The organism is Streptomyces sp. M92 (genome assembly GCF_028473745.1).
GTDB lineage: Bacteria > Actinomycetota > Actinomycetes > Streptomycetales > Streptomycetaceae > Streptomyces.
Genome location: NZ_CP101137.1, coordinates 6,051,025 through 6,072,273 on the forward strand (window position 1 = coordinate 6,051,025; position 21,249 = coordinate 6,072,273).

The 21,249-nt window shown below is 72.5% G+C and carries 20 protein-coding genes and 2 pseudogenes; 9 read left to right on the forward strand and 13 right to left on the reverse strand.

Annotated features, from left to right (window positions below; genetic code table 11):
• Window positions 1-5: 5 nt before the first annotated feature.
• Window positions 6-599, forward strand: a complete 594-nt coding sequence (locus tag M6G08_RS27620; RefSeq protein ID WP_272591448.1) for a tellurite resistance TerB family protein — start codon at window positions 6-8, stop codon at window positions 597-599.
• A gap of 596 nt (window positions 600-1,195) precedes the next feature.
• On the opposite strand, the gene paaE is transcribed toward M6G08_RS27620, so the two are convergent.
• From paaE to paaA, 5 genes are read right to left on the reverse strand one after another with little or no spacing between them, the layout of a single operon-like run.
• The gene (gene paaE / locus M6G08_RS27625) at window positions 1,196-2,314 is read right to left on the reverse strand and encodes a 1,2-phenylacetyl-CoA epoxidase subunit PaaE (protein ID WP_272589832.1); all 1,119 of its coding nucleotides are present in this window, start codon (window positions 2,312-2,314) and stop codon (window positions 1,196-1,198) included.
• A complete protein-coding gene (gene paaD, locus M6G08_RS27630) occupies window positions 2,314-2,820 on the reverse strand; it encodes a 1,2-phenylacetyl-CoA epoxidase subunit PaaD (protein WP_272589833.1) in 507 nt (168 codons plus the stop codon). Before paaD ends, paaE begins: the two co-directional genes overlap by 1 nt.
• Entirely contained in the window at window positions 2,814-3,641 is an 828-nt protein-coding gene (gene paaC / locus M6G08_RS27635) for a 1,2-phenylacetyl-CoA epoxidase subunit PaaC (RefSeq protein WP_272589834.1), read from the reverse strand. The genes paaD and paaC overlap by 7 nt, the downstream gene beginning before the upstream one ends.
• Window positions 3,642-3,650: 9 nt before the next feature.
• Window positions 3,651-3,953 carry a 1,2-phenylacetyl-CoA epoxidase subunit PaaB gene (gene paaB, locus M6G08_RS27640; protein ID WP_272589835.1) on the reverse strand — a complete coding sequence of 101 codons (303 nt, stop codon included), beginning with the start codon at window positions 3,951-3,953 and terminating at the stop codon, window positions 3,651-3,653.
• Entirely contained in the window at window positions 3,950-4,927 is a 978-nt protein-coding gene (paaA, locus tag M6G08_RS27645; RefSeq protein WP_272589836.1) for a 1,2-phenylacetyl-CoA epoxidase subunit PaaA, read from the reverse strand. The genes paaB and paaA overlap by 4 nt, the downstream gene beginning before the upstream one ends.
• Before the next feature lie 223 nt (window positions 4,928-5,150).
• Between paaA and paaI the strand changes: the two genes are divergently transcribed.
• From paaI to M6G08_RS27660, 3 genes are all read left to right on the forward strand, one after another.
• Window positions 5,151-5,564 (forward strand): hydroxyphenylacetyl-CoA thioesterase PaaI, encoded by a 414-nt coding sequence (gene paaI / locus M6G08_RS27650; RefSeq protein ID WP_443049023.1) that lies wholly within the window; start codon window positions 5,151-5,153, stop codon window positions 5,562-5,564.
• Window positions 5,561-6,907, forward strand: a complete 1,347-nt coding sequence (gene paaK, locus M6G08_RS27655) for a phenylacetate--CoA ligase PaaK (protein WP_272589838.1) — start codon at window positions 5,561-5,563, stop codon at window positions 6,905-6,907. Before paaI ends, paaK begins: the two co-directional genes overlap by 4 nt.
• A gap of 126 nt (window positions 6,908-7,033) precedes the next feature.
• Window positions 7,034-8,332 (forward strand): flavin-containing monooxygenase, encoded by a 1,299-nt coding sequence (locus M6G08_RS27660; protein WP_272589839.1) that lies wholly within the window; start codon window positions 7,034-7,036, stop codon window positions 8,330-8,332.
• 99 nt (window positions 8,333-8,431) lie between these two features.
• Here M6G08_RS27660 and M6G08_RS27665 read toward each other — a convergent pair whose 3' ends face one another.
• The 6 genes from M6G08_RS27665 to M6G08_RS27690 all read right to left on the reverse strand — a co-directional run bounded on the left by M6G08_RS27665 (window position 8,432) and on the right by M6G08_RS27690 (window position 13,647).
• The gene (locus tag M6G08_RS27665) at window positions 8,432-9,559 is read right to left on the reverse strand and encodes a tryptophan dimethylallyltransferase family protein (RefSeq protein ID WP_272589840.1); all 1,128 of its coding nucleotides are present in this window, start codon (window positions 9,557-9,559) and stop codon (window positions 8,432-8,434) included.
• A 207-nt stretch (window positions 9,560-9,766) separates the two neighbouring features.
• Window positions 9,767-11,116, reverse strand: a complete 1,350-nt coding sequence (locus tag M6G08_RS27670) for a cytochrome P450 (protein WP_272589841.1) — start codon at window positions 11,114-11,116, stop codon at window positions 9,767-9,769.
• A 15-nt stretch (window positions 11,117-11,131) separates the two neighbouring features.
• Window positions 11,132-11,725, reverse strand: a complete 594-nt coding sequence (locus M6G08_RS27675) for a GTP-binding protein (RefSeq protein WP_272589842.1) — start codon at window positions 11,723-11,725, stop codon at window positions 11,132-11,134.
• Window positions 11,700-12,077, reverse strand: coding sequence for a DUF742 domain-containing protein (locus M6G08_RS27680; RefSeq protein ID WP_272589843.1), 378 nt, complete (start codon window positions 12,075-12,077; stop codon window positions 11,700-11,702). The genes M6G08_RS27675 and M6G08_RS27680 overlap by 26 nt, the downstream gene beginning before the upstream one ends.
• Entirely contained in the window at window positions 12,074-12,475 is a 402-nt protein-coding gene (locus tag M6G08_RS27685; RefSeq protein ID WP_272589844.1) for a roadblock/LC7 domain-containing protein, read from the reverse strand. Before M6G08_RS27685 ends, M6G08_RS27680 begins: the two co-directional genes overlap by 4 nt.
• Complete coding sequence (locus M6G08_RS27690; RefSeq protein ID WP_272589845.1) at window positions 12,472-13,647, reverse strand: ATP-binding protein; 1,176 nt, start codon at window positions 13,645-13,647, stop codon at window positions 12,472-12,474. Before M6G08_RS27690 ends, M6G08_RS27685 begins: the two co-directional genes overlap by 4 nt.
• Before the next feature lie 332 nt (window positions 13,648-13,979).
• Between M6G08_RS27690 and M6G08_RS27695 the strand changes: the two genes are divergently transcribed.
• From M6G08_RS27695 to M6G08_RS27715, 5 genes and pseudogenes are all read left to right on the forward strand, one after another.
• A complete protein-coding gene (locus M6G08_RS27695; protein WP_272591449.1) occupies window positions 13,980-14,732 on the forward strand; it encodes a sulfite exporter TauE/SafE family protein in 753 nt (250 codons plus the stop codon).
• Between the two features lie 897 nt (window positions 14,733-15,629).
• Window positions 15,630-16,153 (forward strand): annotated as a pseudogene (locus M6G08_RS27700) (cytochrome P450).
• A gap of 157 nt (window positions 16,154-16,310) precedes the next feature.
• The gene (locus M6G08_RS27705; RefSeq protein WP_272589846.1) at window positions 16,311-17,039 is read left to right on the forward strand and encodes a S1 family peptidase; all 729 of its coding nucleotides are present in this window, start codon (window positions 16,311-16,313) and stop codon (window positions 17,037-17,039) included.
• Window positions 17,040-17,156: 117 nt separating this feature from the next.
• On the forward strand, window positions 17,157-17,987 hold the full coding sequence (locus tag M6G08_RS27710) for an ABC transporter ATP-binding protein (RefSeq protein ID WP_272589847.1): 831 nt from the start codon (window positions 17,157-17,159) through the stop codon (window positions 17,985-17,987).
• Between the two features lie 286 nt (window positions 17,988-18,273).
• Window positions 18,274-19,239: a YihY/virulence factor BrkB family protein gene (locus tag M6G08_RS27715; RefSeq protein ID WP_272589848.1), complete on the forward strand. Its 966-nt coding sequence runs from the start codon at window positions 18,274-18,276 to the stop codon at window positions 19,237-19,239.
• Between the two features lie 24 nt (window positions 19,240-19,263).
• Here the strand turns inward: M6G08_RS27715 and M6G08_RS27720 are convergent, their stop codons facing one another.
• Both M6G08_RS27720 and M6G08_RS27725 read right to left on the reverse strand, forming a co-directional pair.
• Entirely contained in the window at window positions 19,264-19,620 is a 357-nt protein-coding gene (locus M6G08_RS27720) for a transglycosylase family protein (RefSeq protein WP_272589849.1), read from the reverse strand.
• Window positions 19,617-21,185 (reverse strand): annotated as a pseudogene (locus M6G08_RS27725) (MFS transporter). The gene M6G08_RS27720 and the pseudogene M6G08_RS27725 overlap by 4 nt, the downstream one beginning before the upstream one ends.
• Between the last annotated feature and the right edge of the window lie 64 nt (window positions 21,186-21,249).

A 21,249-nucleotide genomic window follows, 5' to 3' on the forward strand; every position in this document is an offset into this window, starting at 1 on the left:
CACGAGTGGCGATGTGGGACAAGATCAAGGACCAGGCCAAGACCTTCCAGCAGTCCCAGGGCACTCGGGGAGCAAGCGGTCACGGACAGCAGGGGTACGGACAGCAGGGGTACGGGCAGCAGGGCGCCGGCGGGTCGGGGTCGTCGTCCTCGGGAGGTTCCAAGGCACAGCTGATCGGGCTGTTCAAGTCCCAGCTGGCGTCGGTCAAGACCGAGCTCAAGAGCGGTGCCTACCGGGACGCCAGCATGGCCATGTGCGCGCTGGTCGCCGCGGCCGACGGCCAGGTGGAGCCGGCGGAGCGCCAGCGCGTGGAGGAGCTGATCGTCTCCAACGAGGTGCTGCAGAACTTCCCCGCCGACCAGCTCCGCCAGCGTTTCAACCAGCACGTGGACAAGCTCCTCGCCAACTTCGAGCTGGGCAGGAGCGAGGCGCTTCAGGTGATCGCCAAGGCCGCCAAGAAGCCCGCGGAGGCCCGGGCCGTCATCCAGACCGGCATGGTCATCGCCGGTGCCGACGGAGTCTTCGAGCCGTCCGAGCAGTACGCGATCCGCGAGGCCTGCACCGCTCTCGGCGTGCCGCCGTCGGAGTTCGGCGTCTGAACCGCCCGGACCGGTCTCGTACGGCGGTTGGTCGACGGGCAGTTCCCTCGGTGGAGGGGACTGCCCGTCGAGCGCTTTCCCCCGGCGGCACGGTCGACGCGATGTACCGGCTGGGCGACATGGCCGTACGGCTGCCGCTGGCGGGCGGTCGGAGCCGGGGAAGTGACGGCGGAGGCCTCCCGGAGGCGGGTGCGCTGACCGCGCCCGAGCCGCTGGCCCGGGCCAGGTCCCGGGCCGTCGGCCCGGGACCTGGCCCGCTTCGTCGCGGCCATGCGCGACGTCGCCCTGCCGGGCGTGCCGGGCGCCCGTCCCTGAGTGACCGCGATGGCGGGCAACACCCGCCATGTCACCGGGGTTCTGCCGGCGAAGACCGGTGCGGCAGCGTGCCTTGCCGGCCAGTTCGGCCGGGCAGTCGGCGGGACGCGGCCCAGGGACACGGGTGGCTGGCCGGGGTGTGGGCACGGGCGGCTCCTGTGCGTGCTGCGCGCGCGAAGTCGCGCCGCGAGCCGCGATGTCACGAACGCGCCGGAACCGGAGCCGCCCCTTCGATCATTGCGTTCACAGTCTTCCCACGACCGCCGGACCCCACGGGTTCCTCAGCTGTCGTAGTCCACGGTCAGCTTCTCGGTGACCGGGTAGGACTGGCAGGTCAGGACGTACCCGGCGGCCACCTCCGCGTCCTCCAGGGCGAAGTTGCGGCGCATGTCGGCCCGGCCGTCGGTGACCAGGGCGCGGCAGGTGCCGCAGACGCCGCCCTTGCAGGCGAAGGGCAGGTCGGGACGGGTCTGCTGGGCGCCGTCGAGGATGGTCCGCTCCCGGGACAGGGAGGAGGTGGTGGAGCGGCCGTCCAGCGTGACGACGACCTCGCTGACGGGACCCTGGGGACCGGTCTCCTCGTGCCGGACCTCCCGCACGGGCTCGTCCTCGGCGAAGAACAGCTCCCGGTGGACGCGGTCCGGCGGGACGCCGAGGCCGGCCAGGACCCGCTGGGCGTCGGCGACCATGCCCTGCGGGCCGCACAGCCACCAGTGGTCCGCCCGCTCCACGTCGACCAGGGAGTCGACGAGCGCCGCCAGCCGACCGGCGTCCAGGCGTCCGGAGAGCACCTCGGCCTCGCGGGGTTCGCGGGAGAGCACGTGGGCGAGGTGGAAGCGGGTGGGGTACAGATCCTTCAGGTCCGCCAGTTCGTCGGCGAACATCACCGTGCCGGTGCGGCGGTTGCCGTAGAAGAGGGTGACCGTCGAGCGGTCGTCGGCGGCCAGCACCGACTCGGCGATGGACATCATGGGTGTGACGCCCGAGCCGGCCGCGACCAGCACGTGGTGGCCGGGGGTCGACAGGTCGGGCGTGAAGAGGCCGGTGGGGGCCATCACCTCCACGGTGTCGCCCGGCCGCACCTCGTTCACCAGCCACGACGAGAACAGGCCGCCGGGGACCACCCGGACGCCGATGCGCGGGACGGAGCCGGCGGGCGAGCAGATCGAGTACGAGCGGCGCTCGTCCCGGCCGTCGACCTCGCGGCGCAGGGTCAGCGACTGGCCGGGCGCGAAGGCGAACTCCTCGGCCAGCCCGTCCGGGACCTCGAAGCTCACGGCCGCCGCGTCCGCGCACAGCCGCTCGACGGCGGCGACGCGCAGACGGTGGAAGGCCAGGCGGCGTCGCGTGCGTACCGCCGGTGCGGCGGCGGACGCCGAGGCGGGGGCGGTCGGGGCCATCAGATCTCCTTGACGTGCTCGAACGGCTCGCGGCAGGCCCGGCAGCGCCACAGCGCCTTGCAGGACGTGGCGGCGAAGCGGGAGGTCTCCTCGGTGTCCCGCGAGCCGCAGCGGGGGCAGGGCACCGCGGGCCGGGTGGGCGACAGGACGAGGGGGACGGGGCCGCGGGGTGCGGCGCCGGGCGGGGCGATGCCGTGTTCGGCGAGCTTGCGGCGGCCGGACTCGGTGATCCAGTCGCTGGTCCAGGGCGGGTCGAGGACCGTGCGGATCTCCACCCGGCCGTACCCCGCTGCCCGCAGCCGGGCGGCGACGTCGGCCCGCATCTCGGCCATCGCCGGGCACCCCGAGTAGGTGGGGGTGAGGCTCGCGACGACCGTGCCCTCTCCGGTCACCTCGACGTCCCGCAGCACGCCGAGGTCGGCCAGGGTCAGCATGGGCAGCTCGGGGTCGGGGACCTGCTCGGCGATGTGCCGGGCGCAACGGGCGTCGAGGAGTGCGGTCACCATGTCGCCTCCGGGTGGGCGCGGGCGATGCCCTGCAGCTCGGTGAGGAGCGGCACCAGGTGCTCGGTGTGCTCGCCGGCGCGGCCGGAGCCGGGCAGCGGGCGGTACACGGGCAGGGGCAGCCCGGCTGCCTCGGTGACCTGCCGGAGCACGTCGGCGACCTCCTCGCGCACGTCGTGGGTGGCGTGCAGCTCGTCGACGTAGGGGGCGACCTGCTCCAGCGCCGCGCGCATCCTGCGGTGCGACTCGTCGGTGCCGTCACCCAGGCGCACGGCCCACTCGGCGGCGTACTGCCGGTGGTAGGTCAGTTCCTTGACGCCCTTGGCCGCGACCGCCGAGAGAACCGGGTCCGGGTGGGCCGCCAGCCGCTGGAAGTGGGCCAGGCGCCAGCTGGAGAGCACCAGCAGCCGCACGATCGCGAAGGCGAAGTCGCCGCCGGGCAGTTCGGCCAGGCGTACGTTGCGGAAGTCTTCGGGGTCCCGGAAGTAGGCGTAGGCGTCCTCGTCCCGGCCGGTGCCGTCGACCTGGCCGGCGCGGGAGTAGAGCAGGCGGGCCTGGCCGAGGAGGTCGAGGCCGATGTTGGCCAGCGCCACCTCCTCCTCCAGCTCGGGCGCGCGCGTGACCCACTCGGCGAGCCGCTGGGCGCTCACCAGGGCGTCGTCGGCGAGCGCCACGCACTCGGCGGCCAGTTCACCGGCGTCGACGTCCTCCGGCACGGTGGTGTCCACGCCGTGCAGCGGGTCCTCGAAGCCGGTGCCGTAGGCCCAGCGGGTGTCGTCCTCGTGTCCCTCGGCCAGGGTCAGGTAGACGTGGTCGTCACTCATGCCCTGCTCCTAGATGTGCGGGACGTCGTCGGGGATGTCGTAGAAGGTGGGGTGCCGGTAGACCTTGTCGGCGCTGGGGGCGAAGAACGGGTCCTTCTCGTCGCGGGTGGAGGCGGCGATGTGCTCGGAGCGCACGACCCAGATGCTCACGCCCTCGTTGCGCCGGGTGTAGAGGTCGCGGGCGTGGGTGAGGGCCATCGCGTCGTCGGCGGCGTGCAACGAGCCGACGTGGACGTGGTTGAGGCCGCGCTTGCCGCGCACGAACACCTCGTACAGCGGCCAGCCCTGCTTCTCCGGCTTCTCGGCGCTCATGCCGCCGCTCCCTTCTCCGCGCGGGCGGCCCGCTTGGCGGCGTGGGCGGTGGCCGCCTCGCGCACCCAGGCGCCCTCCTCGTGGGCGGTCCGCCGCCGCTGGATCCGCTGTGCGTTGCACGGGCCGTCGCCCTTGATGACGCGCATCAGCTCGTCCCAGTCGGGGGTGCCGAAGTCGTGGTGCCCGCGCTCCTCGTTCCAGCGCAGCCGAGGGTCGGGCAGGGTGACGCCGAGCTTCTCGGCCTGCGGGACGGTCATGTCGACGAAGCGCTGCCGCAGCTCGTCGTTGCTGTGCCGCTTGATCTTCCAGGCCATCGACCGCGCCGAGTTGGGCGAGGCGTCGTCGGGCGGACCGAACATCATCAGGGACGGCCACCACCAGCGGTCCACGGCGTCCTGGACCATCGCGCGCTGGGCGTCGGTGCCGCGCATCATCGTCATCAGCAGCTCGTAGCCCTGGCGCTGGTGGAAGGACTCCTCCTTGCAGATGCGCACCATCGCGCGCGCGTACGGCCCGTAGGAGCTGCGGCACAGCGGCACCTGGTTGCAGATCGCGGCGCCGTCCACGAACCAGCCGATGACGCCGACGTCGGCGAAGCTGAGCGTCGGGTAGTTGAAGATCGACGAGTACTTCTGGCGTCCGTCGATCAGCCGCTCGGTGAGATCCGCGCGGTCGGCGCCCAGCGTCTCGGCCGCCGAGTACAGGTAGAGCCCGTGGCCGGCCTCGTCCTGGACCTTGGCGAACAGGATCGCCTTGCGGCGCAGCGAGGGCGCGCGGGTGATCCACTCGCCCTCCGGCTGCATGCCGATGATCTCCGAGTGCGCGTGCTGGGCGATCTGGCGGATCAGCGTCTTGCGGTAGCCCTCGGGCATCCAGTCGCGCGGCTCGACGCGCTGGTCGCGCGCGATCGTCGCGTCGAAGTGCTCCTGCAAGGGCTGAGGGGGCGGCGCCTCGGCGGCGTCTGTCGTGGTCATCGTCACCAGCTTCCCAACCGACCATTCGTTCGGTATCAGTGTGGTGCCTTTCCGTGCGCCGGGCAAGACCCCGGGGCCCCGCCGGTCACACTCTTGACAGGGCGACCCCACGGCTGGATTACTGGGCCGAGCCGCGCGCTGACCGAATGGTCGGTCGGGAGACTCGGGAGACAAGGTGGTGGGACAGGTGTCGCAGGCCACGGAGCAGACGCCCACGGAGGTGATGTTCTGCGCGGACGAGGCGTCCCGGCGGCTGGGCATCGAACTGGTCGAGCACGGCGAGGGCACCGCGGTTCTCCGTATGGCCGTGACCCCGTCGATGGTGAACGGGCACGGGATCGCCCACGGCGGCTATCTGTTCCTGCTTGCCGACACCGCTTTCGCCTGCGCCTGCAACAGCCACGGCCCCGTGACCGTCGCCGCGGGTGCCGACATCGTGTTCGTTGCGCCCGCCCGCGAGGGCGACGTGCTCGTGGCCAGGGCCGAGGAACGCGCCCGGTTCGGCCGCAGCGGCGTCTACGACGTGACCGTGCGGCGCGGCGCGGAGGTGATCGCCGAGTTCCGCGGACGCAGCCGCAGCGTGCGGGACACCACGGCGCGCGAGACGCAGGGTACGACGACGAAGGAGTCGCGATGAGCAGCGAGCCGACGCCCGGGCCGGTCCCGGCACCGCGCCGGGGCGAGCCCCTCCCCCACGACCTCCTGGACGACGCCGAGCGGCTGTCCCGGGAGCAGCTCGCCGAGCTCCAGCTCGACCGGCTGCGCGCCACCTTGCGGCACGCCTACGACAACGTCGAGCTGTACCGCAAGAAGTTCGACGCCGCCGGGGTCACGCCCGACGACTGCCGCGGCCTGGCGGACCTCTCCCGGTTCCCCTTCACCACCAAGGCCGACCTGCGGGACACCTACCCCTTCGGCATGTTCGCCGTCCCGATGTCCGAGGTGCGGCGCGTGCACGCCTCCAGCGGCACCACCGGCCGGGCCACCGTCGTCGGTTACACGGACGACGACCTGTCCATGTGGGCGGACGTGATCGCCCGCTCCATCCGCGCCGCGGGCGGCCGGCCCGGCCACAAGGTGCACATCTCCTACGGCTACGGCCTGTTCACCGGCGGCCTGGGCGCGCACTACGGCGCCGAACGCGCCGGGTGCACGGTGATCCCGGCCTCCGGCGGCATGACGGCCCGGCAGGTGCAGATCATCCAGGACTTCCGGCCCGAGATCATCATGGTCACGCCGTCCTACATGCTCACCCTGCTCGACGAGTTCGAACGCCAGGGCGTCGATCCGCGCGGCACCTCCCTCGAGGTCGGCATCTTCGGCGCCGAGCCGTGGACCGAGGAGATGCGCCGCGAGATCGAGGAGCGGATGGACATCCACGCGGTCGACATATACGGGTTGTCCGAGGTGATCGGCCCCGGTGTGGCTCAGGAGTGCGTCGAGACCAAGGACGGGCTGCACGTGTGGGAGGACCACTTCTACCCCGAGGTGGTGGACCCGCTCACGGACGCGGTCCTGGCCGAGGGCGAGGAGGGCGAGATCGTCTTCACCTCCCTCACCAAGCAGGCGCTCCCGGTCATCCGCTACCGCACCCGCGACCTGTCCCGGCTGCTGCCGGGCACCGCGCGGCCCGCCTTCCGCCGGATGAGCAAGGTCACCGGCCGCTGCGACGACATGATCATCCTGCGTGGGGTGAACGTCTTCCCCACCCAGGTCGAGGAGATCGTGCTGCGCACGCCCGGCGTCGCGCCGCACTTCCAGATCCGGCTCACCGAGCGCGGCCGCATGGACCACATGACCGTGCGGGTGGAGGCCCGCCCCGGCGCCGGCCCCGAGCAGCGCGAGGCCGCCGCGCGGGCGATCGGACAGGGCGTCAAGGACGGTGTGGGCGTGACCGTCGAGGTGGAGATCGTCGAGCCGGAGACCCTGGAGCGCTCACTCGGCAAGATCCGCAGGGTGAGCGACCAGCGCGGGACCTGAGCGCCGGCGGGGAGAAACGTGAGGACGGACACGTCCGTTCCTCTCCCGTACTGGTGTGCGGCGAGGCATGGATGGGCAGTGAGTGCATGATCGGGGGAGGTCGAGTCCGTCCTGAGGGGAAATCCCGTGCGTGTGTGTGTGATCGGTGCAGGTCTGTCGGGGCTGGCGGTGGGTCATGCCCTGAGGGAGCGGGGCATCGGCTTCGTCTGCCTGGAGAAGGCGGACGACGTAGGCGGCATCTGGCGCCAGCCGGAGGCCGGCGAGCGGGGCCCCGGGTACCAGTCCCTGCACCTCAACACCGCCAAGCAGCTGACGGGTTACGCGGACTACCCGATGCCGGAGGCGTACCCGCTCTATCCCCGGCACAGCCAGTTCGCCGCGTATCTGCGGTCCTTCGCCGAGTGGTCCGGCGTACGGGAGCACGTCGAGCTGCGGACCGAGGTGACGTCCGTGAGCCAGGAGGCGGACGGCATGTGGACCGTGGTCAGCCGGGACGCCGAGGGCGTCGTGGCGTCACGCCGGTTCGAGCGGGTGGTCGTCGCCTCGGGCCACCACACCGACCCCGCGCTGCCCGATCCGCTCCCCACGGGGGCCGAGTCCTTCACCGGAAGGATCCTCCACTCCCTCGACTACCGCGCCGGCACCGACTTCGCCGGGCGGCGCGTGGTGGTGGTCGGGCTCGGCGCCTCCGCGGTCGACATCGCGGCGGACCTCTCCCGGCACGCCGCCGAGACCCTCCTCTCGGTGCGCCGGGGACTGCACATCGTGCCCAAGCAGCTCTACGGCATGTCGGTCGACGTGATCGCCGAAGCGCCCTGGTTCAACGAGATGTCCTTCGCCGAGCGGATCCAGTGGGCGGAGCAAGCCCTGCTGGTCGCGCGCGGCAAGCTGTCGGACTACGGCCTGCCCGAGCCCGACCACCCGGTCTTCTCCTCGGCCACGACCCTCTCGGACGAGATCCTCAGCCGCATCCGGCACGGCGCGGTCACGCCCAAGCCCGCCATCGACTCCTTCGAGGCCGACCGGGTCGTCTTCACCGACGGCACGTCCGCGGCGGCGGACGCGGTCGTCTACTGCACCGGCTTCCACATGACCTGGCCCTTCCTGCCCGCCGGCTGCCCGGTGGCGGCGGACGGGTCGGTCGAGCTGTACCGCCGGGTCGTGCCGGCCGACCGACCCGGACTGTTCTTCGTGGGACTGGTCCGGCCCGTGGGCGCCATCACGCGGCTGGTGGAGGCCCAGGCGCGGTGGGTGGCCCAGATCATCGACGGGGACGCCGCGCTGCCCGCGGCCCAGGAGATGCGGGAGGAGATCGATTCCTACCTCACCTCCATCGTGCGGCGCTACGGGCGGACGCGGGGCGCCTCGATCCAGGTGGACGTGGGCCCGTACCTGGCGGAGTTCAAGGAGTCGCTGCCCGTGTGACCGCCCCGGACGCCGTCGTCGGCGTCCCGGTCGCCGTGTCCGTCCGCGGGGCTCCCGGTGGATCGCACCGGGAGCCCCGAGGTGTGTCCGGACGTCCGCTCAGCGCACCGCCACCGGCTCGCGCGGCGCGTCCACGGCAGGCGGCCTGACCGCGTACGCCTCCGAGGAGAGGTACGCCGTCACCCTCGGCGCGCGGCCCTGCTGGTGGGCGAGGGCGAGATAGGCGATCAGGCCCACCCCGTCCTCGGGGCGACGCTCGGTGAGGGCCGCCAGGGCGCGGACGAGTACGGAGTCGTCCATGCCGTGGTGGCGCAGCACCCTCGACGCCCGTGCCAGGACCTCGCCGTCGTGCCGGGCGTAGTCCCTGACCGGGATGTGCAGGGTGAATCCGCTCGGCCGCGCGGAGGCGGTGTCGGTGAAGGCGTGGCAGGACAGGCCGGGCCGCCGGCCGAGTCCCGTCGCGTCGGGGCCGGTCCCCGCGGCCGTGCGGTAGAAGCCCTCGACGGCCGCGGGACCGGGCCCCGGCATCATGCGGGACAGCCGTCCGGCCCGGCCGGCCGTGAGGTTCTCGTGGCGGACGTAGACCTTCGCCCGGGGTTCCGCCCAGTCGCCCAGGTCGAGGGCGAGGAACGGGTAGCCGCTGCCGGCGGGCAGGCTCGCGAAGGCCCGCCGGTGGCCCAGTCGGTCCAGTGCCTCGCGCACCGTCGCGGCGGAACGTTCCGCCCCACGCGCGGCCGGGTTCAGGTAGACCTTGACCTTGGGCACGCCGCCGGGTTCCAGCTCGAGGGCGATCCACAGGGCCAGGGGCCCGTGCGGGGACGGAGGCAGGAACAAGTCCCGGAGCCCGTCGAGCGCGGCGGTGGAGAAGTTCCAGCGCCGCGCCATTCCCCGGACCGCCTCCAGCCCCGCGCGGCCCTCCTGAGCCAGGCTGTCTGCGCCGCAGCCCGGCTCCAGGAGCACCCGCAGGGAGGGTGCCGTGTCCGGCTGGAACGAGAGGGAGAACTCCACGGGGGTGTGGTCGTCGGACAGGAAGGTGCGGTTGGGCGGCGGCAGGCTCAGGGACCGCTCGGCCACCGGGCCCAGGACGTCGGTCAGCACGCCGGCGTAGGCCTCGGCGTCGGCCGCGGAGAGTCCGGCGACCGCGCCGAGTCTTCGCAGCTGGCCGCCGGTCAGGGCGCCGAGGGTCGGTGCGCCCGCGAGGTCCGCGCTCGTCGGTGCGGCGCTCATCGGCCCGTCCCCCGCCGGGGCCGCACAGAGAGATACCCGCCTGGCGAGGCGGGTATCGGGGGGTTCGGCGGCGGGAAAGCGGCGTTCGTGGATATGTGCTCCACGACACCTCCTTTTACTCGTAAGCAACTTGAATGCCGCGTTGCTCACTACCCGTGGCGTCGAACCTTCATGCGAGAGGGACTGGTTGGGCGGGTGTTGCGCATGTCACCTGGTGAGCCAGTTGAGGAACTGGCTCCACATGCCTCCGCGTTCGGCCGGACGGGCGGAGCTCTCCGAGATCTGCCGCTGGGCGGTCACGGCGCCCGGCCGCGCGTCCTCGGCCCGGCCCGAGCGCACCGGGGTGAAGCGGGCGGGCAGGGTGGCGAGGGCCCGGTTGAAGGGGCCCGGACGCCACGTCAGGCTGTCCTCGGGCACGGCGAGCCCGACGTCCGGCAGCTCGTTGAACAGGTGCTCGATGGCGGTGACCGTGATGTGGCGGGCCGGTTCCTTGGACGGGCAGGCGTGCGGGCCCGCACTCCAGGCCAGGTGGGCACGGTTGCTGCCGGCCTGGCGCGCGGCCTCGAGGGCCGGCCCGGTGTTGGCGGCCGCGAAGCTGACCAGGACCAGGTCGCCCGCCTGGAGCTGCTGGCCGGCGAGTTCCGTGTCGGCGGCCGGGTAGTGCGGCGCGTAGTTCGACATCGGCGGGTTCTCCCACAGGGTGTCGTCGAGGGCCTCGTCGATCAGGCCGCCCTCGCGCGCGTACCGCTCGTGGGTGAGGAGCCGGTGCAGGGTGTTGCCGATGAGGTTGCGCAGCGGCTCGGCGCCCGCGCCCAGCAGCAGCGCGAGCTGATGGACCATCTCCTCGTCGCTGAGCCGCGCCTCGTGCCGCATCAGCCAGGAGGTGACGTCCTCGCCGGGCTTGTTCCGCTTGAGCGCGACGAGCTCCTCCACCGCCTGGAACAGCACGGCGGTGGCCTTCTCGGCGTTGACGCCGTCGAACATGCCGGAGATGCCGAACAGCACCCGGTCACCGATGCCGGCGGGGCAGCCGAAGAGTTCGTTGAACACGAACAGCGGGAGCTGCTTGGCGTAGTCGCCGAGCAGGTCCGCGGAGCCGCGGGAGCCGAACTGCGAGATGAGATAGCCGGAGATCTGCTCGGTGCTGCGGCTGAGCCGCCGGGTGTCCACCCGCGCCATGCTGTCGGTGACCGCCTGCCGCAGCCGGATGTGGTCGGCGCCGTCAGCGAACATGCAGTTGGGCCGGTAGGCGAGCAGCGGGGCGACCGGGCTGTCCGGGCCGACCTTGCCCTCGTTGAAGGCCCGCCAGCGGCGCGCGTCCTTGCGGAAGGAGCCGGAGTCCTGCAGCAGCTGAAGCGCCGCCGCGTAGTCGGTGACCAGCGTGGCCTCGACGCCCGGGGCCAGTTCGACGGGCGCGGCGGCCCCGTAGTGGCGCAGGTACTCGTAGTACGCCTGAGGGTGGGCGGCGAACTCCGGGCCGTGCAGGGGCACTCGGGCGCCGGAGCCGTGCGCCGGGCACCCCGGGGGCGGCACCGGGGCGGTGTCGTGGGCGTTCATGTCTGCTCCCAGCTCCTAGCGGGTGCGGTCCAGCAAGTAGCGGACGAGGGTGGTCAGTGCGGCGGCCGAGGACTTCTCGTCGCGGGCGTCGCAGGTGACGACGGGGGTGTCGTCGAGCAGGTCCAGGGCCTCGCGCAGGGCCCGCTCGTCGCGCGGCGGAGCGCCGTCGAAGTGGTTGACGGCGATGGCGTAGTCGAGGCCGTAGTGCTCGATGAGGTCGATGACCGGGAAGGAGTCGGCCAGCCGCTCGGGGTCGACGAGCACCAGGGCACCGAGCGCGCCGCGCGCCATGTCCTCCCACATCTGCACGAAGCGCTGCTGGCCGGGGGTGCCGAACAGGTAGAGCACGACGCGGTCGCTGATGGTCAGCCGCCCGAAGTCCATGGCGACCGTGGTCGTGGTCTTGCCCTGGACCCCCTTGAGGTCGTCGACCGACTCGGCGGCCTGCGTCATCGTCTCCTCGGTGGACAGCGGCTCGATCTCGGAGATGGAGCCGATGAGGGTGGTCTTGCCCACCGCGAAGTGACCGACGACGAGGATCTTCACCGCGGTCTGGGTCGCCCCGCCCCGCACGTAGTCCCGCTCATCCAAACTTGGCGCGGAGCCCATTGAGCACCTCCTCCAGGATCTCCTTGTCGGCCAGGCGGGCGCGGGCCACCGGCGGACGGGTCATGAGGTGGCCGCCCTCCATCAGGGAGGCCAGCAGGATGCGCACCACGCCCAGCGGGAAGTGGGTGTGCCCGGCGATCTCGGCGACCGACAGGTAGCCGGCGGAGCACAGGTCCAGCAGGCTCTGCTCCTCGGGGGAGAGCCGCAGTGGCCGCCGTGCGTGCCCGTCGGCGGCCGTGACGAGGGTGATGAGGGAGAGGTGTTCCTCGTCGGGCAGGCCGCGGCCCTTGGTGATGACGTACGGCCGTACTAATTCCGGTGCTTCGGGCTCCCAGCCGTCGTGGCCGGTCATGAACGGGAACCGGGGTTCTCGCGCGGCGGCGTCGTCAGCCGCTTGCCGAGCTGGGCGACGAGCTGCTGCATCCGGAAGGTGATGTCGGCCATGTCGACGTCCGGGGAGGCGGAGACGCCGAGGTAGGCGCCCTCGCCGGCGGAGATCAGGAACACCCAGCCGCCGTCGAACTCGACCAGGGTCTGCCGCCAGGACTGACTCGGGTCCTCACAGAAGAAGGCGAGGGTCCGGCTGAGCGACTGCACGCCGCTCATCGCGGCGGCGACCCGGTCGGCGTCGTCCTTGTCGAAGTCCTGCGTCCGGGCCATCAGCAGCCCGTCGGCCGAGATCAGGACCGCGTGCAGGGCCCCGGGAATCTCCAGGGCGCTGTCGAGCATCCATGACAGATCGTCGTTCACGAGTCCTCATGTCCTTCTCTGCTTGCACCAGATGTTCTGCGTGTCCGGTCGGCGTCCTGGGGTCCGGTGCCGCGGCCGGTCTGGGTGCCCCGTTGGAAAGCGGCCATGACCTGCGCCTGCTCCGCGTCGGAACGGCCGGCGGTACGCGGGGCGGCCGCGCTGCCGGGCACGATGGCCATCGGGCGCTTGCGGCGCCGCCGGGGCAGGCCGTCGCTGGTCTCGGAGGGGGCGAGCGACGCCTCCGGTCCGCCGTCCGCCTCGGGCCGGGCGGCGTTGCGGACGGCAGGGGCGGCGGGTGCCTTCCTCTCCGGCATGGCGGTGAGCAGGTCGTGCGGGAGCAGGACCACGGCGCGCACACCTCCGTAGGGGGACGAGGAGTCCACCGAGACCTCGAAGCCGAAGCGCTCGCAGAGCAGGCCGATGACCGCGAACCCGAACTGCGGCGGGTTGCCGAGCCCCGCCACACCCGAGGCGCGCTCGGTGGCGAGGAGTCTGTCGGCGCGGACGCGCTCCTCGTCGCTCATGCCGACGCCCGCGTCGTCGACGACGACGCAGATGCCCTTGGGCACCGTACGGATGTTGATCTCGACGACGGTGTCCGGGCTGGAGTAGCTGGTGGCGTTGTCGAGCAGCTCGGCGAGGGCCAGGGCGACGGGTTCGACGGCACGGCTGGTGATGCCGAAGTCGACCTGGGAGAGGATCTCTACCCGGCGGAAGTGCCGGATGCGGCCCTGGGCGCTGCGCACCACGTCGTACACCGAGGCGGTGTCGCGGCGGCCGCCGAGCCAGCCGTCGCACAGCACCGCGATGGACTGGGCGCGCCGGCCGAACTGCGAGTTGGTGTGGTCGATCTCCAGCAGGTCCTGGAGCAGCGCCGAGTCCCCGTACTTGGTCTGCAGCCGGGAGAGCACCAGCTGCTGTTCGGCGGCGAGGCCCTGCAGGGTCCGCATGGCCGACTTCAGCACGGTCTTCGTCTCGTCCTCGGCCCGCTCCTGGGCCGCCCGCACGGACTTGCCGTAGTCGTTCTCCAGCTCCGTGTAGTGCTGCTTGAGCCCCTGGACCTCCTGCCGCAGAGCTCGTGCCGCCCCGCGCTGCCGGCCGATGAGCACGGCGGCGGCGACGAGGGCGACGAGAAGGACCCAGAGCAATGGGTTCCCTGTGTATTCCGTCATAAGACTCTCTTCAGGCGACTGAAGGCCGGTTCGCTGAGTTCCCGTCCACGCGGGCGGCCCGGTGGACCGCCCGGCACCTGGGGTGCTGCCCGGGCTGTCCCGGAAGTCGGAGATGCCGTCTTTCACCCATCCGCCCGCTCCGCAAACGCGGTGATCGTATCACCGCATGATCAGGTGAATTCACGTCAAGAAGTGTTCATCCAGGACCGGTTGGAACCACCGCTTCCTGTCACTTCGGCGGTGGGTACAGTCGGCCCCGTGAAAGATGCACAAGACACCTTCCGGCCGCGCGCACGGCCGGCCCCGGACGGCCTGCCGTGACGCCCGAGGCGATGGCCGCGGTGTTCGCGGCGGGCGTGGGGGCCGGCGCCATCAACAGCGTCGTCGGCTCCGGGACGCTGATCACCTTCCCGGTGCTGCTGGCCACGGGCCTTTCCCCCGTCACCGCGACGGTGTCCATCGCGCTCGGACTCATCCCCGGCTCCATCAGCGGCGCCATCGGGTACCGGAAGGAACTGAGCGGTCAGCGCCGGCGCGTGCTGAAGCTCAGCGCCGGTGCGCTGGCCGGTGGCCTGACGGGTGCCACGCTGCTGCTCGCCCTGCCCGCGGACGCGTTCGAGACCATCGTGCCGGTACTGGTGGGCCTCGCCCTGGTGCTGGTGGCGCTCCAGCCGCAGATCGGCAGGTGGGTGCAGCACCGCCGCGAGCGGACCGGCGCCTCGCCGCGCCGGGACGGCGGGCCGCTGCTGTTCACCGGGCTGACGCTGGCGAGCGTCTACGGCGGCTACTTCACCGCCGCGCAGGGGATCATCTACCTGTCCCTGATGGGCATGCTGCTCGACGAGCCGCTGCAGCGCCTCAACGGCGTCAAGAACGTCCTCTCCGCCGTCGTGAACACCGTCGCCGCGCTCTTCTTCCTCTTCGCCGCGGACTTCGACTGGACGGCCGTTGCGCTCCTGGCGATCGGCTCGGCCCTCGGCGGGTACGGCGGGGCCAAGGTGGGCCGCCGCTTCAGCCCCTCGGCGCTGCGGATCGTCGTCGTGACGGTCGGCACCGTGGCCCTCGTACAGCTGCTGCTGCGCTGAGCCGTCCTTCGGCGGGGAAGCGGCCAAAAGCGGAAGCTTCCCCGCCACTTGTCTCCGCACTCCGCGTCCGGGCGGACCTGGCAGGTGGGATGGACCACGTTCCCCGACGGGTTGGTCCCGCGAGCGATCAGGGAAGCCTCGTCGAGGCTGCCCGAGAACACCGTCTCGGCCAGCAGGTTCAGACTGAGCCCCACCATCACCTCGCGCACGTCCAGGGCCCGGCCGACGGCCAGGCCGTCGACGGCGGCCTCGGTCTCCCGCGCACGGCGTCGACGTGGCGGTCGATCCGTTCGAGGGCGAAGGCGGGCTGGAGCCGGCGCGGTCTGCGGACGTGGGTCTGTCCGGCGGCGGTGACGACGGAGCCGCCCAGCAGCCGGCCCGGCTCCTTGAAGGAGCGGCCCTTGTCGGGGCTCGGGCCGAGGTCGGGTCGGCACGGTGGGGACGAGGTCGGAATCCTGGCCGACGAGGGTGCGGGTGCCGGGCTGGAGGGTGATCTCGACGACCGGTCCGCAGGCGGTGCGCAGTGCGACGACGAAGCCGGGGTTGTAGCGCATGAGCTGTATCGCGTGCCCCAGGAACGACCGCCTTCCGCCGCCTGCGCGTGGACCTGTCCGTCGTGATGAACGGCGTCGGCGCCCGCGTCACGCCCTCCCCCCGACTGGATCGAGCGGCTGCCGCTGCCCGCCAACCGCCGCTTCACCAGGGCACGGAACGCCGTACGGGCCACCGTCGACCGGGCCGTCACCGGGCCGCGGGCCTCCGGCCACGACACCGGCGACATGCTGTCCCTGCTGCTGCGCACCACAAACGAGAAGACCGGCCGGCCGCTGACCGGGCACCAGATTCCCTCCGAGATCCTCACCCCCGGCCGTGGCCGGCACCGAGACCACCGCCTCTGTGCTCTCCTGGCCGCTGTACGAACTCGCCCGCGAGCCGGACGTCGAGGCCGAGGTCCTCGCGGAACTCGATGACGTGCTCCCCTACCTGAGACGGGTCGGCGACGGGACTCCGCGCCCGCACCACACCGGCTGGCTCGTCACCCGGCGCACCGTCACCGCGACCCGTCTCGATCCCTGGCCCGTGCCCGCCGGGACCGAACTCGCCCACTGCCGGCACGCCCTCCACCGCGACCCCGCGCTCTTCCCGGACCGCTGCGGTTCGACCCCGACCGCCGGCCGGACGGCGACGGTCCCAGGACCTCGCACGCGTTCCTGCCCCGCGGCGCCGGCGAGCACAAGTGCATCGCGGACCGGTTCGCCCGCACCGAACTCCTCTCCGTCGCCACCATCGTCCGCCGGGTACGCCTGGAACTGGCGCCGGGACAGACCGCACGGCCCGTCGCCGCGGCCACCGTGCGGCCCCGGACCCTGTCGATGACCGTGCGGGACCGGCAGAACCCGGCGGCCACCTCGGCCGGTTGAGACGGGGAACAGGACCCGGGACGCGCGGGCTGTGGGCCCTTTCCATAACGGCGTGTTATGGGAAACCGGGATTGGTGGCTCCTCGCCCCCGCCCGAGATGCTGAGCGCCCCCACCCACCACACGCGACCCCACGCGTGTCGTCGGAATCGAGGAGCCTTGCGCATCACCAGACTCGTCCCCACCCTGCTGGCCGCGCTCATGGCCGCACTTCTGTCCGCCGTCGCGCTCGCGCCGAACGCCTCCGCGGCCGAGCACAAGCCCGGTGAGGGCGGCCCCCAGCCGATCATCGGCGGCGGCTACGCCCAGAACGCCCCCTGGGCGGCCCGGCTGTTCTCCAACGGCACCCAGACCTGCAGCGCCACCATCATCTCCCCCACCTGGATACTCACGGCCAAGCACTGCGTGAGCGGCGGCGGACTCTCCTTCCGCATCGGCAGCCTCGACCAGAGCTCCGGCGGCACCGTGGCGAACGGCGTGCAGACCGTAACCCACTCCTCGTCGGACCTCGCGCTGGTGCGCCTCGACCGCTCCGTCTCCGCCTCCTACGCGCGGCTCGGCCAGCCCGGCACGGTGCGCGTCGGCCAGAACGTACAGGTCTACGGCTGGGGCGCCACCTCCCGCTGCGGTTCGGAGATCAACTGCCAGTCCCGGTACCTGAAGGTCGCCAACCTGACCGTCACCCGCGGCTGCTACGACGCCTACTACGGCCAGGCCATCTGCGCCCGCCCCGGTGACGGCATCACCGCGGGCGGCGACTCCGGCGGTCCGATGATGGCCGGCGGCGTCCAGGTCGGCGTCGCCTCGACCAGCGACCGCCAGACCACCACGGCGTACACGAACGTGACGGCGTACCGCTCCTGGATCCAGTCGGTCGCCGGCGTCTGACCCGCCCCTGACCGGCAGCGGGCCGGGCCGTCCAGCAACCGGACGGCCCGGCAGACGCATGGCGCATGCATCTACCCTTCCGCGCGAACGACCGGCCTCCCGCGCGAAGGAGACGCAATGGCAGGGCAGTCAGCCGACTCCCCCGTGACCGAGTACGACGCGGCCGTCCTCCGGCTAGAGGGCGTCGGTGTCCGCCGCCACACCACCGACCAGCTCATCCTCGACGGCGTCGACTGGACGGTCCGGCCGGGCGAGCACTGGGCCCTACTGGGAGCCAACGGCGCCGGCAAGACCACCCTGTTGCGGCTGCTGGGCGCGCTGATGCACCCGACGACCGGGACGGTGGAGGTCCTCGGCAGCCGGCTGGGCCGGGTGGACGTCCGTGAGCTGCGGGCCCGCATCGGTCACGTCAACTCCGCCCAGCGGGTGCCCCAGGACCTCACCGCCCACGCGGTCGTCCTCACCGGGCACAGCGGCACCGTGCAGCCCCTGTGGCGGACGTACGACGACGAGGTCCGCCTCCGCGCCCGCGACCTGCTCACCGAACTCGGCGTCAAGGAGCTGACCGACCGGCCGTACGGCGTGTGCTCGGGCGGCCAGCGGGCGCGGGTGCTCATCGCCAGGGCGCTGATGGCCGACCCTGCCCTGCTCCTCCTGGACGAGCCCTTCAACGCGCTGGACCTGCCCTCCCGGGAGGACCTCGTCGAGGCCATGCACCAGCTTGCCCAGGGACGCCCGCGGCTGGCCACCGTGACGGTGACCCACCATCTGGAGGAGCTGTTCCCCGCCGTCAGCCACGCCCTGCTGCTGCGCGAGGGCCGGATCCTGACCCGCGGACCCGTGGACGACGTCCTCACCGACTCCCTGCTGACCGCGTGTTTCGGCCGGGACATCACGGTGGCCAGGCGGGACGGCCGCTGGTCGGCCTACTCGGGGCGCCGTTCCTGAGACCCGGGTGAGCGAGGGCGGCCCCGGAGGTATCGGCGTACGGAACGTCCGGGACCGCCCCTCGGCTCCCCCGCCAGGGGACTGCCCAGCCGCCGCCCGAGGGAAACAGGCGACGGCGGCGGTACGGGCACATGCACACCCACGGGTTACCCCGGTCAACTCCGGGCGCGGCCACCCGATCGGCCGCCACCGGTGGTCCGGTGGGTGCTGCCCGGCTCGTTCTCGGGCATGCGCATGGGTGGAGGTACGCACCTTCGCCCGCCCCGACCCGAGGAGCAGCCGCACCGTGGGAACCGCCGTGCACGTCCCGCAGACCCGCGACATGCTCGGAGAGGAGCTCTCCGGCGACGAAGCCCTGACCGCGCTGCGCCGGTACGGAGGTCTGCGGCTCCTGACCGACTCCTTCGCCCGGTTCCGCTACGCGGACGGCTTCACCAACGCACGCGCACTCGCCTTCCAGGTGGTCCTCGGACTGGTCCCGTTCACCATCGTGCTCGTCGGCCTCGCCACCTCGGTCCACACCGAGGGCGTGGGCCGGGTCGTGGAGCTCACGCTCGGGCGGATCGTGCCGGGGGCCAGCGCCGACGTCGTGGAGAAAGCGTTCGAAGGCACCCGGCGCAGCGCCGGGAGCGACGCGTGGAGCGCGCTGGCGCTCTGGCTCGGGATGGCGTTCGCCCTGCTGAACCTCGCCTCGGCCATGGGCCAGATCGAGCGGGGCGCCAACCGCATCTACGGCGTCGAGCGCGACCGCCCCACCCTGCGCAAGTACGGCAGGGCGCTGGTGCTCGCGCTCACCGCGGGCCTGCCGATGGTGCTGGGGTTTCTGGTGCTCGTCGCGGGCGAGGCCGTCGGTGACGCCGTGGCCCGCTCCGCCGGCGACCGTGCCGGCGCTCCCGGGTGGTGGACCGCGCTGGAGGTACCGGCGGGGCTGCTGCTGGCCTGGGTCGCCTCGGCGGTGATCCTGCGCTGGTCGCCTCGGCGCGACCAGCCCGGCTACACCTGGCTGGCCTTCGGTTCGGCGGTCCACCTGGTGCTGTGGGTGTCGGCGACCTGGCTGCTGGCGCTCTACGTCGGTCACAGCGGTGCCTTCGGCGCGGTGTACGGACCGCTCACCGCCTTCATCGCGCTGCTGTTGTGGGCGAACCTCACGGCGGTGGCGCTCTTCCTCGGCATCGCCTTCGCGGCCCAGCTGGAGGCGGCCCGGGCCGGTGTCCGCACCCCGGTACGGCCGGACCCGGGGCCGGGCGACTGACGCCCGTTCCGTGGCGCTCGCGCCTCAGGCGCAGCCCCAGGCCGACATGCCCTGGATACGGGCGAGGCGCTCGGCGACGGCGATCTGCTCCCCGCGGGTGGCGAGGTCGGCGCGCGGCGCGTACGCGAGACCGCCCGCGGCGGCCCAGCTCGACGGAGCGAACTGGAGACCGCCGTAGTAGCCATTGCCGGTGTTCGCGTTCCAGTCACCGCCGGACTCGCAGGCCGCGATGGCGTCCCAGTCGGTGCGCGGGGGGACGGCGGGCGCGGCCGCCGCCTCGGTGGTCGCGCCCAGGGCGGCCGCGGCGAGGAGGGCCACCGCCGCGGTCCGGGCCGTGCGGACGCGCGAGGCGCTCCGATGAACATCTCGTCTACAGATCATACCGAGACTGTTACACCGGGTGACGGCACGGCGCCTCGCCAGCCACCGCCTCGTTGCGCCGGTCGGGGCACCGGACCACCCGACGGCACCCGCCGCCCCGTCACTTCGCCGACGGCACGCGACGCCCGCCCTCCGTCACCGTCTCGGCGGCCAGACGGTCCGGCACGGCCCCGCGGGTCCACGAGCCGGTTCAGACGGCTCGGCACGTCGAAGCCGATCAGCACGATCACGACGAGGGTGAGGGAGAACGTCAGGACCGCGAGCGACTGCCCCAGTGGCATCGTCGACGCCGGCTCGGCCCCGAGCACCGGGCGACGGCACCGCCCAGCGCTCCGACGTTGTAGGTGAGGGACGCTGCCCGGGTCTCGGTCGGGAAGTGCCCGGCGATGAACTTGGGCAGCAGCCCCGAGACGCCCTGCATACGGGCGAGCATGGGGGAGAGCAGGACGCCCAGGCGCAGCGGGCTGTCCCGGATCGCGAAGACCGGGAAGACGAACGCGACGCCGATCAGCAGGGTGACGGCGTACGTCTCGCGGGTGCCGAACCGGTCCCCCGCGAAGCCGGTGACGGCACAGCCCGCCACGGTGCCGAAGCCCGCGTAGTAGAGCGCGTCACTGACCTGGGCAGGTGTGCAGCCGAGCTCGGTCTCGAGGTAGGTGGGCAGCAGGGCCCGGACCGGCCGGCTGTAGCGGAAGGCGCAGAATACGGTGAGGCACAGCGCGACGGACAGCGCCCACCGCTCGCGGCCGCCCAGCTGTACGGCGAACGCGATCAGACAGGCCGCCGCCCACGACGGAGAGCACGGGCACGGCCCCCGCGCCGAGCGGGGTGAACACCGCGAACAGCGATCCGGTGGCGACGCGCGCAAAGGCCGTGTTGGCGGTCGCCCGGCGGCGGCCCGCGAACAGCGGCCGGAACGGGTTCGGGCGCTCTCCGGCGGCGCCCACCTCCGCCTCCCAGTCGTCGGCCTCGGGCAGCGCCCGCCGCACCCACAGCGCGACGACCACCGGGAACAGGCCGATGTGGAACAGCCAGCGTCAGCCGTGGGCCGGCACCACGTGCTCGTAGACCTCCGCAGCGAGGACACCACCGAGCGAGAATCCCGAGACGAGGAACCCCGAGGCACGGTTGCGCAGCCGGACGGGCCGGATCTCCAGGACGTAGGTGGCACTGGCACTGTACTCGCCGACCCTGCCCATGCCGATCAGCAGACGGGCCGTGAACAGACTGGTGCAGTCCCAGGCGAAACCACAGGCGAAGGTGCCGGCCGGGTACAGCAGGATGCCGGCCACCATGGCGCTCCCGCGGCCTAAACGGTCACCGAGGGCACCGAGCACGGCGCCGCCGAGCCGGCGGGTGATGAACGCGCCCGGGACCAGGCTCGCGGACTCCGCCGTCGACAGTCCGAAGTCGTCGGCGATCTCGGTCAGTACGAGGGTGATCAGGACGAAGTCGAAGCCGTCGAGGAGATAGCCGATCCAGGCGGTGAAGAAGGACTTCCACTTCTCCCGGGACACCTCGCGGTACCAGGGCGGGGACGCGGGGGCGGTGCGCGCGGACGACATGTCGGTTCCAGTGCGGGGTGGGGACAGGCGTCTCGGGGACGGACGTACCGGGCGGCGGGCGGCC

Bases quoted from the DNA above. Each gene is read 5' to 3' on its own strand.
- paaE (WP_272589832.1), bottom strand. From the start codon at position 2,314: ATGGCCCCGACCGCCCCCGCCTCGGCGTCCGCCGCCGCACCGGCGGTA.
- paaD (WP_272589833.1), bottom strand. From the start codon at position 2,820: ATGGTGACCGCACTCCTCGACGCCCGTTGCGCCCGGCACATCGCCGAG.
- paaC (WP_272589834.1), bottom strand. From the start codon at position 3,641: ATGAGTGACGACCACGTCTACCTGACCCTGGCCGAGGGACACGAGGAC.
- paaB (WP_272589835.1), bottom strand. From the start codon at position 3,953: ATGAGCGCCGAGAAGCCGGAGAAGCAGGGCTGGCCGCTGTACGAGGTG.
- paaA (WP_272589836.1), bottom strand. From the start codon at position 4,927: ATGACCACGACAGACGCCGCCGAGGCGCCGCCCCCTCAGCCCTTGCAG.
- paaI (WP_443049023.1), top strand. From the start codon at position 5,151: ATGTTCTGCGCGGACGAGGCGTCCCGGCGGCTGGGCATCGAACTGGTC.
- paaK (WP_272589838.1), top strand. From the start codon at position 5,561: ATGAGCAGCGAGCCGACGCCCGGGCCGGTCCCGGCACCGCGCCGGGGC.
- M6G08_RS27665 (WP_272589840.1), bottom strand. From the start codon at position 9,559: ATGAGCGCCGCACCGACGAGCGCGGACCTCGCGGGCGCACCGACCCTC.
- M6G08_RS27670 (WP_272589841.1), bottom strand. From the start codon at position 11,116: ATGAACGCCCACGACACCGCCCCGGTGCCGCCCCCGGGGTGCCCGGCG.
- M6G08_RS27675 (WP_272589842.1), bottom strand. From the start codon at position 11,725: ATGGGCTCCGCGCCAAGTTTGGATGAGCGGGACTACGTGCGGGGCGGG.
- M6G08_RS27680 (WP_272589843.1), bottom strand. From the start codon at position 12,077: ATGACCGGCCACGACGGCTGGGAGCCCGAAGCACCGGAATTAGTACGG.
- M6G08_RS27690 (WP_272589845.1), bottom strand. From the start codon at position 13,647: ATGACGGAATACACAGGGAACCCATTGCTCTGGGTCCTTCTCGTCGCC.
- M6G08_RS27695 (WP_272591449.1), top strand. From the start codon at position 13,980: ATGGCCGCGGTGTTCGCGGCGGGCGTGGGGGCCGGCGCCATCAACAGC.
- M6G08_RS27710 (WP_272589847.1), top strand. From the start codon at position 17,157: ATGGCAGGGCAGTCAGCCGACTCCCCCGTGACCGAGTACGACGCGGCC.
- M6G08_RS27720 (WP_272589849.1), bottom strand. From the start codon at position 19,620: ATGATCTGTAGACGAGATGTTCATCGGAGCGCCTCGCGCGTCCGCACG.